Source organism: Achromobacter sp. K91 (assembly GCF_003576205.1).
Classification (GTDB): domain Bacteria; phylum Pseudomonadota; class Gammaproteobacteria; order Burkholderiales; family Burkholderiaceae_B; genus Achromobacter; species Achromobacter aegrifaciens.
The window spans coordinates 23,389-36,113 of sequence record NZ_QWFB01000025.1 but is presented as its reverse complement, the minus strand read 5'-3'; the positions used below and the strand labels follow the sequence as shown (position 1 = coordinate 36,113).

Sequence of the window (12,725 nt, the reverse complement as noted above, 5' to 3'; positions counted from 1 at the left end):
AGCCTACTCGCGCATCAGCGCTTCGATCTCGCCGGCCTGCACCGGCACGCCGCGGGTGATGAGTTCACAGCCTTCGTCCGTGACCAGCGCGTCGTCTTCGGTGCGGATGCCGATGTTCCAGTAGGCCTCGGGCACGTCGTCAGCGGGCCGCACGTAGATGCCGGGCTCGATCGTCAGCATCATTCCCGGTTCCAGCTTGCGCCAGGGGCGTTCGGCGCCGTGGGCCGGGCCGGGCTGGCGGTAGTCGCCCACGTCGTGCACGTCCAGGCCCAGCCAGTGGCCGGTGCGGTGCATGTAGAAGCGGCTGTAGTCGCCGGATTCCAGCACCCCGTCCAGCGAGCCTTTCAAGAGTTTCAGGTCCAGCATGCCCTGCGCCAGCACGCGCAGGGCGGCCTGATGGCCGTCGTTGAAGCTGCGGCCGGGCGCCGTGGCCTGGGCGGCGGCATCCTGCGCGGCCACCGTCAGGTCGTACAGCGCGCGCTGCGGACCGCTGTAGCGGCCGTTCACCGGGAACGTCCGGGTGATGTCGCTGGCGTAGCTGTCGACCTCGCAGCCTGCGTCGATCAGCACCAGGTCGCCGTCGCGCAACACGGCTTCGCCGGCCGGGTAGTGCAGCACGCAGGCATTGGCGCCGGCGGCCACGATGCTGTTGTAGGCCACCGATTGCGCGCCGTGGCGGCGGAACTCGTACAGCAGTTCGGCCTCGATCTCGTACTCCCGCATGCCGGCGCGGGCGACGCGCATGGCGCGCACGTGGGCGCCGGCGGAGATCTTGGCCGCGCGCCGCATGGCCGCGATTTCCGTGGCGTCCTTGATCAGCCGCATCTCGGCCAGCAGCGGCCGGATGTCCTGTTGGCGCGAAGGCGGCGCATGGCCGCCGCGGCCGGCCTCGCGCGCCGCGGCCAGCCAGCGGTGCAGGCGCCCGTCGCTGCGCTTGTCGCCCGCCAGTGGAGCGTACAAGGTGGCATGGTCCTGCAGCAGCGCAGGCATCAGTTCGTCCAGCGCATCGAGCGGATGGGCGTCGTCGAAGCCGAAATGCGCGGCAGCCGCCTCGGGGCCGAAGCGCTTGCCCTCCCATATTTCATGTTCGATGTGGCGGGGGCGGCAGAAGAGCACGGCGCGGTCGGTCGCACCGGCGGTCAGTACCAGCCAGGCGCCGGGTTCGGTGAAGCCGGTCAGGTAGAAGAAGTCGCTGTCGTGCCGGTATGGATATTCCGCGTCGCGGTTGCGCGTGGCTTCCGGGGCGGTCGCCAGTATGGCGATGCCGCCGCCCTCCGCGCGCATCTGCGCCATCAGGCGTTGGCGCCGCGCGGCGTAAGGGGCGATGTCGTCGGGAGGCAGGCTCATGGCGGACTGGGGCGCGAACCCCGGCAGGGTGAGGATGCCGTTTACTTTACCTGCCATCCCCTGCTTGCGACAGCCCGCAAGGGGCGCACTGAATTCGCTGGACCGCGCAGGCCAAGCTGCTACAATCGCCGCTCTGTCATTGGGGAGTAGCCATCCTTTGTCCCCACAAAGGAGCTAGCGTCAACAGACTTGGTGGTTCAGCGCTGCGCAGCAGCCGCTAGAACTCCATGGCGCTAGTAGCGGTATCCATGCACGGCGGCACCCGCCGCATGGATCAGCCAGGCGAGACCTTTGGCCGCGTTGCGTTCACCCCAGCCGGGCGAGCCGCGACGTCGCGCCAATTGGTTTCTGCTCGTCCGGCTCGCCCATATGTTTCTCACCCTGTTCCTGTTTTTCCTGTCAGCGGCAGTGATCTACTTCGCCTGCGAGTTCTTCGTGAACGGCGTCGAATGGGTCGGCCATCGCTTCCAGCTTGGCGCCACCGCCACCGGCACCGTGCTGGCCGCGTTCGGTACGGCCTTGCCGGAAAGTGCCGTGACCTTCATGGCTGTCGTGTTTGGCGAGACCCCCGAGCAAAAAGACATAGGCGTCGGCGCCGCCATGGGCGGCCCGCTGGTGCTGGCGACGCTGGCGTATGCGGTGGTTGGCCTGGCTCTGTGGCGCTCGCGCCGCGGGCGGGCCACGCAGGCGGACTGTATCAACGCGGACCAGCGCCGGCTGGCCCGCGACCAGGCCTGGTTCATGGGCATCTTCATCTTCAAGGTGGGCCTGGGCCTGCTGGCCTTTGCCTGGAAGCCCTGGTTGGGCATCCTGTTCCTGGCCACCTACGGCCTTTACGTCAAGCGCGAGCTCAGCAACGACGAGGAGAGCCTGGACAGCGAGGACCTCGAACCGCTGAAGCTGCGCCCGCGCGACGAGGATCCGAGCATGTTCTGGGCAGTCACGCAGACGGTGCTGGCCCTGGTCGTGATCGCCGGGGCATCGCATGTGTTCGTGAACCAGATCGAGTTGCTGGGCGTGGCGATGGGCGCATCGCCTCATGTGGCCGCGCTGTTGCTGGCGCCGGTGGCGACCGAGCTGCCGGAAATCATGAACGCGCTGATCTGGGTGCGCCAGGGCAAGGAACGGCTGGCGCTGGCCAATATTTCGGGCGCCATGATGATCCAGGCGACCATCCCAAGCGCGCTGGGTATCTTCATGACGCCCTGGCTGCTGGACGGTCCCCTGCTCGCGGCAGGCCTGTTCACGATGCTGTCGATCGGCCTGCTGTGGCTCCGTTTCCGCCGCTCGGCCATGAGCGTGCCGGCGTTGTCGGCCGTGGGGGGCCTGTATGCCGTGTTCGCAGCCTATCTGGGCTGGCATTTCTACGTCTGACGGCGTTTGGTGCGCGGGGCTTGGGGCCCCGCGTTTTTTTCCGCATTCAGGCTCGATTTAGCGCCAAAAGCCTTGTCCATAAGTGGAAACCCGCGTAAAATCTTGCCCGTTATCCATCCCAGGAGCAGTCTTCGTGAATACCGATTCCGGCGAAAGTTGTCGATCTTGCATCGACGTCGCTGTTTAACAGGTCCACGCAGAACTCCGTCTGCCGCAGCCTGTTGAACAGGTTGCGGTTGTATCCCAAGCTCCAGGCGCAAGCCAGGGCAATCGCGCAAGCCAGCGGCTTGCCGGGAAACTCCCCAACATAAACCGCCAGAACCGCCGCTTCAGCCGCAGCGTCAGCGTTCGCGCACGTTTTTCTCGTGCCTGTCCGCCAAGCGCAGCGCGCATGCGCGCGTATTCGCGATCACGCTCCCCATTCTTGCAATGGAGGTCGTTATGCGTTTCTTCGACTTGTTCCTACGCCGCGCCGGCGTGGACCGCGCCACCGCCCTGGGCCGCCGCCGCGGCACTTCGCGCCTGACGGTCATCTGTCCGCGCGACGAGCTGGGCGCCTTGCGCAAGCAGATCTGCCTGGACTTCAGCGCCGCCGGCCTGGACGTCTCGCAAGTGCAGATCGACCAGGGCCGGGATCCTGGCATGGCATCCGCCTGCATCACCGTCAATTGCCCCCCGGAGCTGCGGGGCGAACTGATGTCGCAGGCGCGCCGCCTGAGCGCCAATCCCGCCGTGCGCCACGTGCATTTCGGCACCCAGACCACGACGCCGGCCGCGCAGGCCGCGCTGGCCTGAAGCCGCCCTTTCTTCCACAGGAGAAATCATGCCCAGTGCCTTAGACCCCGAGCCTCGATTGCGCCCAGTGCGCGGCGCCGGCATGCCTGTCTGACCTGTCTCCTCGCTGCGAGCCGACAGGCAGGATAGTCATCCTGGCCCGTACGGAGTCCGCAGCCAAGAATCACCGGCCTGGCCCACGTCGCGTGCGCCTCTGCCGCCGGCACCGATTCCTCCGCTAGCTCCCATCCGTTTTCCGCACCCGGCGCATTTCATGCGATCCGGATACCGGCAACATTGCCCCGGCGCCTGCGCACGCCTGTACGCGGCGGTTTGACGGCTTTCTGCGCGAAAGCCGCGGACCGCTGCTGCCCGCGCGCAGCCAGCAGAGGGCAGGGTCGTCCGTGTCTCCAACAACTACACGTACAACCGGAGCACTCCGATGTTCAAGTTTCTCAAGTCCTTCTTTACGTCGGCGGCGGGCCTGCGCCATAGCGCCAGACACTTCCGCCGTTCGCCCATGCCGGAACGCGGCGTCGCGACCGCCGCGGCGTCTTCCGACACCGCGCGCCATGCCAACCGCCAGATGCTGGACCTGTCGCGCATGGGCTTCGGCGCCCTGTTCGCCCTGTTCGGCAGCAGCCGCGGCGGGCTGTCCGAGGCCCAGGCCCAGACCGCGCGCGAACGCTACGGCGCCAACGAGGTCGACCACGAAAAGCCGCTCTCCTGGTACACGCATCTGTGGCTGTCCTATCGGAATCCGTTCAACCTGCTTCTGACCGCGCTGGCGGCGCTGTCCTGGCTCACCGACGTGCGCATGGCCGTGCCGGACGACCAGTCCTGGACGGCGGTATTCATCATCGGCGCCATGGTGCTCATCTCCACCGTGCTGCGGTTTGCGCAGGAACAGCGCTCCAGCCGCGCCGCCGAGGCGCTCAAGGCCATGGTGCAGAACACCGCCACCGTGCTGCGCAGCGACCCGGCGACCCAGGCCGAGGGCGATGCCCGCCGCTATTTCGGCGTGGCGCTGCATGTCAGCGGCTCGCGCCAGATCGAGGTGCCGCTGGCGGAGCTGGTGCCGGGCGACGTGGTGCTGCTGTCCGCGGGCGACATGATTCCCGCCGACTGCCGCATCCTGAATGCCAAGGACCTGTTCATCGCGCAGGCCGCGCTGACGGGCGAATCGCTGCCTGTCGAAAAGTACGCCACGCAGCGCAGCGAGACCGCCAACGCGCTGGAACTTGAGAACATGGCGTTCATGGGTACCAACGTGGTCAGCGGCTCGGGCAGCGCCCTGGTGGTCGCCACGGGCTCGCGCAGCTACTTCGGCCAATTGGCCGGGCGCGTCACGCAGACCAGCCGCGCGCCGACCCAGTTCCAGCAGGGCATCAACCGCGTGAGCTGGGTGCTGATCCGTTTCATGCTGGTCATGGCGCCCATCGTCATGCTGATCAACGGCTTTACCAAGGGCGATTGGATGGAGGCGCTGCTGTTCGCGCTGGCCATCGCCGTGGGCCTGACGCCCGAAATGCTGCCCATGATCGTCACGGCCACCCTGGCCAAGGGCGCCGTGCGCATGTCGCGCCGCAAGGTCGTGGTCAAGCGGCTGGACGCGATCCAGAACCTGGGCGCGATGAACGTGCTGTGCACGGACAAGACCGGCACCCTGACCCAGGACCGCATCGTGCTGGAGCGCCACACCGACGTCTACGGCGCCAGCAGCGACGACGTGCTGGCCTACGCCTATCTCAACAGCTACTACCAGACCGGTTTGAAGAACCTGCTGGATGTGGCGGTGCTGCAGCACGCCGAAGTCGAGCGCAAGCTGGATCTGGCGGCGAAGTACCGCAAGGTCGACGAGATCCCCTTCGATTTTTCCCGGCGCCGCATGTCGGTCGTGGTCAACGAAACCGAGAATGGCCGCGAGCATCACGAATTGATCTGCAAGGGCGCGCTGGAGGAGATGCTGGCGGTCTGCACCCGCCTGCGCGTGGGCCACGAAGAGCATCTGCTGACCGATGCCCGCCGGGCCGACATCCGCCGGGTGACGGCGGACCTGAATCGCGACGGCCTGCGTGTCATCGCGGTGGGCGTCAAGGAAATGCCGCCCACCCAGCAAACCTACGGCGTGGCCGACGAGTCCGATCTGGTGCTGGTCGGATACATGGCCTTCCTGGATCCTCCCAAGGAATCCACCGCCCCCGCGCTCAAGGCGCTCAAGGATTCCGGCATCGAAGTGAAGGTGCTGACCGGCGACGTGGAGCTGGTGACGCAGAAGGTCTGCCGCGAGGTCGATTTCGAGGTGCGCAAGGTCTATCTGGGCGCCGATATCGAGGCAATGGACGAGGCGCAACTGGCCGCCGCCGTGCGCGAGGCCAATGTGTTCGCGCGGCTCACGCCGGCCCACAAGGAGCGCATCGTGCGCAGCCTCAGGGCCCAGGGAAACACCGTGGGCTTCATGGGCGACGGCATCAACGACGCGCCAGCCCTGCGGGCGGCCGACGTGGGCATCTCGGTGGATTCGGCGGTCGATATTTCCAAAGAGGCCGCGGACATCATCCTGCTGGAAAAGAGCCTGATGGTGCTGGAGGACGGCGTCATCGAAGGTCGCAAGACCTTCTGCAACATGCTCAAGTACCTGAAGATGACGGCCAGCTCGAACTTCGGCAATGTCTTCTCGGTCCTGGTCGCCAGCGCCTTTCTGCCGTTTCTGCCGATGCTGCCCATCCACCTGCTGGTGCAGAACTTGATGTACGACATTTCCCAGACCGCAATCCCGTTCGACAATGTCGACGAAGAATTGTTGAAGAAGCCCCAGCAGTGGGACCCTGACGGCCTGGGTCGCTTCATGGTGTTTTTCGGTCCGATCAGCTCCCTGTTCGACATCGCCACCTATGCGCTCATGTGGTACGTTTTCCAGGCCAATACGCCGGAACACCAGACGCTATTCCAGTCGGGCTGGTTCGTCGAAGGATTGTTGTCGCAGACGCTCATCGTCCATATGATCCGCACACGCAAGATCCCGTTCCTGCAAAGCCGCGCCGCGTGGCCGCTGATGGGCATGACCCTGCTGGTGGTGACGATGGGGTTGCTGCTGCCGTTTTCGCCCTTGGCCGAGTACCTCCAGCTGCAGCCGCTGCCGTTGAGCTACTTCCCCTGGCTGGTCGGCATCCTGTTGGCCTATTGCACGCTGACGCAGTTCCTGAAGGGAATCTGGGTCCGCCGCTACGGCTGGCAATAAGTAGATGAGGCCCGCGGCGGGCGCAAGCCCGCCGCGCGATCAGGAGAAACACATGAGAATCGCTACTTTTGCCGCGCTGATGGCAGTGGGCCTGGCCCTTCCCTTGGCGGGGCGCTGCGCCGAGACCGGGCAGGGGCTGACGCTGTACGGGGTGGTGGACGCGGGGCTGGCCGTCACCTCGGTCTCGGGGCAGGGCAGCCACAGCGGGCTGCTCAACGGCGGATTGACCGATACCCTGTGGGGCATGACGGGGGCGGAAGACATGGGCGGGGGCTGGAGCGCCAGGTTCCAGCTGGAAAGCGGCTTCGATCCCTCGTCGGGCAAGCGGGCCGACGACGACCGCTACTTCAATTACGCCGCCTGGGTCGGCCTGGGGCATGACAGCTTCGGCGACCTGCGGTTGGGGCGCCAGCACACCATAGGCCAGGTCTACGGCAATTCCCTGGAAATCGCGTCCTGGAAGGAAATGGGCATGGGTGCCACCTTCAAGGCGTCCGACAACTACCAGCTCAGCAACCTGGTCAATTACTACACGCCGGTATGGCAGGGCTTCCAGGCAGGCATCGGCTATTCCTTCGACGCCGACGACCGCAGCCAGTTCAAAACAGCCAACAACAACCGCGCGCTCAGTCTCGGCCTGAAATATGAGGATGGACCCTTGCTGGCGGTCGCCACCTGGGACCAGCTGCGCCTGGCCGACGCGCCGCCGGGCAGCAACGGACGGCCGCAAGCGGTCCAGCTGGGCGCTTCCTATGACTTCGAGGTGCTGAAGCTGTCCCTGGCATGGTCGCGCCAGCGCAACGGCGATGTCGGGCTGGACGGGGGCGATCCCGACGGACTGGGCATGGGCCTGGGACCGGCTGCCTTCGTGCGCGGCGGCACGGTCGATGCCTGGCTGGTCGGGGCCAGCGTGCCGGTCGGGCCTGGCGCCGTGCTGGTGCAATGGTCGCTGGCCCATCCGGACTGGCATTGGGACAACGGCATGACGGCGCGCAATGCGCAGGTGATGACGCTGGGCTATACCTACAGCCTGTCCCCGCGCACGACGCTCTATGCCTTCGCCGGCTATGCGTCGAACTACACGCTGGACGACCAGTTCGATCCTGCCCATTCCCACACCACGCGGGTGGGCACGGGCATTTCGCACCGTTTCTGAGCGCCGGGGCAGGGCGGGCCGGGGTCAACTACAATCGGCGGGTGCGGCGCATGGCGCCCGTCCTCGTACAGCCCCGACGTTTTCCGGATGGTTTGCATGGATAGTCTCGAATGGCTCATACCCTGGGAGTTCTCTCCCACGCTGGTGGCCTCCTTCCTGGTGGCCATCGTGCTGTTCTTGCGCGGCCAAAAGGTCCATCGCGTGACCGCCGCCCGCAGCATCCTGTTCTGGACCGGCATGGTGCTGCTGTACCTGTCCATGCATACCCGGCTGGACTACTACGCCGAGCGCATGTTCTTCATCCACCGCATCCAGCATCTGGTGTTGCACCATCTGGGGCCGCTGCTGGTGATGGCGGCATTCCCGGGGCAGGTGATGCGCGCGGGCCTGCCCATGCGCTGGCGCATCCGCCTGCGCGACTTCCTGCGCACCGGCGCCGGCCGCGCCACGGTGGCGGTGCTGACCCACAAGATCTTCGTGCCGACGCTGTTTGTTTTCCTGGTGCTGGTCTGGCTGATCCCGTCGGTGCAGTTCTATTCCATGCTGGACTGGCGCCTCTACCGCCTGATGAACTGGTCGGTGGTCATCAGCGGCTTCATGTACTGGAACCTGATCCTGGACCGCAGGCCCGCGCCGCCCGCGGCCATGACGCCGGGCGGCCGGGTCATTTCTCCCGTGCTGACGATGCTGCCGCAAATGGTGGCCGGCGCGGTCATTGCCTTCACTGAAAGCGACATCTATCCGCTGTTCGAACTATGCGGCCGCGCCATCGCCATGTCGGCCCAGACCGATCAGACCATAGGCGGCCTGACCATGTGGATTCCGGCCGCGCTGGTCGAGGTGATCGGCCTGATGGTGGCCCTGGGAACCTTGATGCGCCTGTCGGCCAAGGGGCGCTTGCGCAAGGCGGATCGCGATGCGCTGGCCCGTTCCAAGGCCCGTGCCCGCGCCGCTTCGGCCTGAAAACCGCGGCGGGTGGCATACGCCGTCAGCTTAGAAGCTCTTCGGCGTATTTCATCTGCGCAGCCTTGCTGACGAGGTGCTGGAGGGTACGTACCGCCAGGAGGTGCTGTACACGTCCGCACTGGGCGCCGTGATCGTCCTGATGGGCGTGGCGGCACAGCGCTTTGGCATCGGCGGGCCGAAGGCCCATGAGCCCTCGGCGCGGAAGATTCTGGAACAAGGCTTCAACGGCCGGCGCGAGGCCGCGGCGCTTAAGCCTTGACGCGGCACGAATAGCCGCAGGCTTGCGGCTATTCCGGCAGCAGGCCGTGGTACTTCTTGCCCAGCGCCACGGTGGCCTGGAACATGCCGGCCTTGCTGCCACAGTCGTAGCGCACGCCTTCATAGCGGTGCGCATACACGGCGCGCTCGCGCATCAGCGAGGCGATGCCGTCGGTCAGCTGGATCTCGTTGCCGGCGCCCATCTTGGTCGAGCGCAGGTGGTCGAAGATCGCGGCTTCCAGCACGTAGCGGCCCACCACGGCGAGCGTCGACGGCGCGGCTTCGGGGTCGGGCTTTTCGACGATATGGGTGACGCGTTCCGTGCGGCCGTTGGCGCTGGCCTCTCCCTGGCGGGTGGCCACGATGCCGTACTTGCGGGTATCCGCGCGCGGCACGTCCTGTACGCCGAGCACACTGGCGTTCTGCGCCACGGCCACGTCGATCAGCTGCTTCAGCGCGGGCTGGTCGGAGTCGATCAGGTCATCGGCGAGCAGCACGGCAAACGGTTCGTCGCCCACGGCCGGTGCGGCCGACAGCACCGCGTGGCCCAGTCCCAGCGGGGCCGACTGGCGGATGTAGAGGCAATTCACATGCGCAGGTAGAATGCCCCGCACCATGGCCAAAAGCTCGTGCTTGCCCTTGCTTTCCAGGTCCGATTCGAGTTCCGGCGCGGAGTCGAAGTGGTCTTCGATGGCGCGCTTGTTGCGCCCCGTCACGAAGATGAGATCGGTGATCCCGGCGGCCACGGCTTCTTCCACGGCATATTGGATCAGCGGCTTGTCGACCACGGGCAGCATTTCCTTGGGCATCGCCTTGGTGGCGGGCAGGAAGCGCGTACCCATGCCAGCGACGGGGAAAACGGCTTTACGGACAGGACGCATTGAGACCTCGTTGGGGCTATCGATGAAACATTTTAAGCGCATCGCTATCATAGGCTTATGAACCGCAGGAAAATGCCATCCATTTGCTCGATTGCGAAACGGGGTGCAATCGTCGGGCTGTCCGTGGCCCTGGCCGTGCCCGCCCTCCCCATCGCCGCCTGGGCGCAGCCCGTAGGCCTGCCCTCGATGGGTGCGGCCTCTGCCGCTGAACTGTCCCCTGCGCTGGAGCGCAGCCTGGGCGAGGCCATCATGGCCCAGGGGCGGCGCGACCCGACCTATGTGGACGATTCCGAACTCAGCCAGTACCTCACCACCATGGGGCGCAAACTGGCGGCCTTCGCGCCCGGCGCGGTCCCCGAGGTCGAGATGTTCGGCGTGCGCGACCCCGAAATCAACGCTTTCGCCATGCCCGGCGGCTTCATCGGCGTCAATACGGGACTGATCGTGGCTTCCGCCAGCGAGTCCGAACTGGCGGCGGTGCTGGCGCACGAAATCGGCCACGTCGTGCAGCGCCACATCGCCCGCGGCATGACCCAGCAGAACCAGAACAGCATGGTGATGCTGGCGAGCCTGGCGGGGGCGCTGCTGGCGGCCCTGGCCGGGGGCGGCGGCAACCTGGCGGTGGGCGTGGCGGCATTCGGCCAGGCCGCGGCCATCAACCGCCAGCTGGGTTTTTCACGCGATGCGGAACGCGAAGCCGACCGGGCCGGGCTGCAGATGCTGACCAAGGCGGGCTACGACGCCGAAGGCATGGCGCAGATGTTCGGGCGCCTGATGAATGCGTCGCGCCTGAATGAAGGCGCGGGCGGCGGCTCATGGGCCAGCACCCACCCGCTGTCCATCGAGCGTATGTCGGACGTGCAGAATCGGGTGCGCAACCAGTCTCCGGTGGCGCGCCATGTGGATAGCGACGACTTCTGGTACATACGCGCCAAGATGCGCGTGGTGCAGGGCCGCGACGCGGTCAGCCTGCGCACCGCCGGCCAGCAATTGCAGGACGAGGCCCAGGCCCTGTCGGGCGTGCGCAAGTCGGCCGCCTACTACGGCCTGGCGCTGCAGGCGTTCCAGCGCAACAACCTGGCCGAGGCCGAGCGCAACTGGAACCTGGCGTCGGCGGACGGTCGAAGCTCGGCCCAGCTGGCCAAGCTCAGTGTGGATATCGCCCTGGCCCGCAAGGAGTACCCCCGGGCGCTGGAGCTCGCCCAGGCTGGCACCAAGCGCTGGCCCGCCCACCGGGCCCTGGGCATCGCCTACGCCCAGGCGCTGCAAAGCGTCGGCCGCCACACGGACGCGCAGGAATACCTGCGGGCCAAGATCAAGCAATGGGGCAGCGACGAGCCCAGCCTCTACCAGATGCTGGCGCAGAGCGAAGACCGCAACGGCAAGCCCGTGGCTGCGCGCCGCGACCAGGCGCGCTTTTACGTCATGACGGGCGCATACGCCGCCGCGGAATCGCAGCTGCAGCAGGCGCGCAACATGTCCACCGACTTCTACGAGCAGTCTCAGATCGACGTGCAGATCAAGGAAGTGAAGGACAAGCTGGCCGAAGAGCGCCAGTTGCTGGAACGCTTCAAGTCGGGCTGAGCGCCCGGCCGAGCCGGGCAGGGCGCAGGACGCGCCCTACAGGCCGGTTTCGAAGAAGCGTCCCAGCCGCTGGGGCAGCCAGTTCAGGTGGGCGGGGAAGCTGCCGGTCGGAAAACCGGCATGGCCGCCATCGGTAGGCTGATGCAGCAGGATGGTGGACGAGCATTCCTCGGGCGTCGGCAGCGACGCGGCCGGCACGAACGGATCGTTGCGGGCATTGAGCACCAGCGTCGGCACGGATATCTTCGGCAGCCAGGGCTTGCTGGACGCCCGCGTCCAGTAATCCAGCGCATTGCGAAAACCGTGCATGGGCGCGGTGTACGTGTCGTCGAATTCGCGCAGATCATGCGCATGGGCGATGCGCATGACGTCCACGGCGCCGGGATAGCGGTGCGCCTTCTCCAGCACCTTGTGCTTGAGCGTCTTCAGGAAATGGGCGGTGTAGACCCTGCGGTTGAATATGCCGGTGGACAGCGTCTTGCCGCAGGCCACCAGGTCCAGCGGCACGGACACGCCCGCGCAGGCCGTCAGCCAGCCGGTATCCTCCTGGTGTTCGCCCAGGTATTTGAGCAGGGCGTTGCCCCCCAGCGATACGCCGACCGCATGCCATCGAGCATGCGGGATGCGCTGGCGCACGGTATTCAGCATGAAGCCGACCTCGGCCGAATCACCCGAGTAGTAGGCGCGGGCCAGGCGGTTGGGCACGCCCGAGCAGCCGCGGAAATGCGCGATCACCACGATCCAGCCGCGCGCGCGGAAGTGATGCGCGATGGACTGCGCATAGCGGCTATTGCTGCCGCCTTCCAGGCCGTGGAACAGGATCAGAGCTGGGGTATCGGGCGTATGCGGCAGGGACTTCCAGTCCGCATCCGTCATCCACCGGGCCGCGGCGGTCTTGCCATTGGCAACCGGACGCTGGCCGCTGACGGGCGCACCGTCGGCGGACTTGTGTGGGAACAGGCCCGGACCGGTCCAATCGAAATCGACGAAGTCGGTGTCGGGCGTGTCCACCCGTTCGCGTACGAATGCGATGCGGTGATACTGCGCGAACAGGGCGGCATAAACCGTCTGGCTGTCGCCTCCGGGCAACCAGGAGGGGACGGGACAGGGCGTTGTATCAAGACGAGCAGCGGCCAACTAAAAA

The 12,725-nt window shown here is 66.4% G+C and carries 10 protein-coding genes and 1 riboswitch; of the genes, 7 read left to right on the top strand and 3 right to left on the bottom strand.

Features of this window, described 5'->3' with window-relative positions:
- Positions 1 to 3: 3 nt before the first annotated feature.
- Positions 4 to 1,347: an aminopeptidase P N-terminal domain-containing protein gene (locus DXK93_RS06855; protein WP_119449696.1), complete on the bottom strand. Its 1,344-nt coding sequence runs from the start codon at positions 1,345 to 1,347 to the stop codon at positions 4 to 6.
- Positions 1,348 to 1,476: 129 nt separating this feature from the next.
- Positions 1,477 to 1,709: riboswitch (yybP-ykoY riboswitch) on the top strand.
- 7 nt (positions 1,710 to 1,716) lie between these two features.
- Here DXK93_RS06855 and DXK93_RS06850 point away from each other — a divergent pair.
- From DXK93_RS06850 to DXK93_RS06825, 6 genes are all read left to right on the top strand, one after another.
- A complete protein-coding gene (locus DXK93_RS06850) occupies positions 1,717 to 2,721 on the top strand; it encodes a sodium:calcium antiporter (RefSeq protein WP_119449695.1) in 1,005 nt (334 codons plus the stop codon).
- A 441-nt stretch (positions 2,722 to 3,162) separates the two neighbouring features.
- The gene (locus DXK93_RS06845; protein WP_054449923.1) at positions 3,163 to 3,516 is read left to right on the top strand and encodes a hypothetical protein; all 354 of its coding nucleotides are present in this window, start codon (positions 3,163 to 3,165) and stop codon (positions 3,514 to 3,516) included.
- A gap of 421 nt (positions 3,517 to 3,937) precedes the next feature.
- Positions 3,938 to 6,736 carry a magnesium-translocating P-type ATPase gene (gene mgtA, locus DXK93_RS06840; protein ID WP_119449694.1) on the top strand — a complete coding sequence of 933 codons (2,799 nt, stop codon included), beginning with the start codon at positions 3,938 to 3,940 and terminating at the stop codon, positions 6,734 to 6,736.
- Between the two features lie 52 nt (positions 6,737 to 6,788).
- Positions 6,789 to 7,892: a porin gene (locus tag DXK93_RS06835; protein WP_054449927.1), complete on the top strand. Its 1,104-nt coding sequence runs from the start codon at positions 6,789 to 6,791 to the stop codon at positions 7,890 to 7,892.
- 87 nt (positions 7,893 to 7,979) lie between these two features.
- Complete coding sequence (locus DXK93_RS06830) at positions 7,980 to 8,855, top strand: cytochrome c oxidase assembly protein (protein ID WP_119449693.1); 876 nt, start codon at positions 7,980 to 7,982, stop codon at positions 8,853 to 8,855.
- Positions 8,856 to 8,931: 76 nt separating this feature from the next.
- Positions 8,932 to 9,117 (top strand): hypothetical protein, encoded by a 186-nt coding sequence (locus DXK93_RS06825; RefSeq protein ID WP_119449692.1) that lies wholly within the window; start codon positions 8,932 to 8,934, stop codon positions 9,115 to 9,117.
- A gap of 28 nt (positions 9,118 to 9,145) precedes the next feature.
- Here DXK93_RS06825 and galU read toward each other — a convergent pair whose 3' ends face one another.
- Positions 9,146 to 9,997, bottom strand: coding sequence for a UTP--glucose-1-phosphate uridylyltransferase GalU (gene galU, locus DXK93_RS06820; protein WP_119449691.1), 852 nt, complete (start codon positions 9,995 to 9,997; stop codon positions 9,146 to 9,148).
- Between the two features lie 57 nt (positions 9,998 to 10,054).
- Between galU and DXK93_RS06815 the strand changes: the two genes are divergently transcribed.
- A complete protein-coding gene (locus DXK93_RS06815; protein ID WP_054449936.1) occupies positions 10,055 to 11,581 on the top strand; it encodes a M48 family metalloprotease in 1,527 nt (508 codons plus the stop codon).
- Between the two features lie 36 nt (positions 11,582 to 11,617).
- Here DXK93_RS06815 and DXK93_RS06810 read toward each other — a convergent pair whose 3' ends face one another.
- A complete protein-coding gene (locus DXK93_RS06810) occupies positions 11,618 to 12,718 on the bottom strand; it encodes a YheT family hydrolase (protein ID WP_054449938.1) in 1,101 nt (366 codons plus the stop codon).
- Between the last annotated feature and the right edge of the window lie 7 nt (positions 12,719 to 12,725).

Bases quoted from the DNA above. Each gene is read 5' to 3' on its own strand.
- DXK93_RS06830 (WP_119449693.1), top strand. From the start codon at position 7,980: ATGGTTTGCATGGATAGTCTCGAATGGCTCATACCCTGGGAGTTCTCT.
- DXK93_RS06815 (WP_054449936.1), top strand. From the start codon at position 10,055: ATGAACCGCAGGAAAATGCCATCCATTTGCTCGATTGCGAAACGGGGT.
- galU (WP_119449691.1), bottom strand. From the start codon at position 9,997: ATGCGTCCTGTCCGTAAAGCCGTTTTCCCCGTCGCTGGCATGGGTACG.
- DXK93_RS06855 (WP_119449696.1), bottom strand. From the start codon at position 1,347: ATGAGCCTGCCTCCCGACGACATCGCCCCTTACGCCGCGCGGCGCCAA.
- DXK93_RS06835 (WP_054449927.1), top strand. From the start codon at position 6,789: ATGAGAATCGCTACTTTTGCCGCGCTGATGGCAGTGGGCCTGGCCCTT.
- mgtA (WP_119449694.1), top strand. From the start codon at position 3,938: ATGTTCAAGTTTCTCAAGTCCTTCTTTACGTCGGCGGCGGGCCTGCGC.
- DXK93_RS06850 (WP_119449695.1), top strand. From the start codon at position 1,717: ATGTTTCTCACCCTGTTCCTGTTTTTCCTGTCAGCGGCAGTGATCTAC.
- DXK93_RS06845 (WP_054449923.1), top strand. From the start codon at position 3,163: ATGCGTTTCTTCGACTTGTTCCTACGCCGCGCCGGCGTGGACCGCGCC.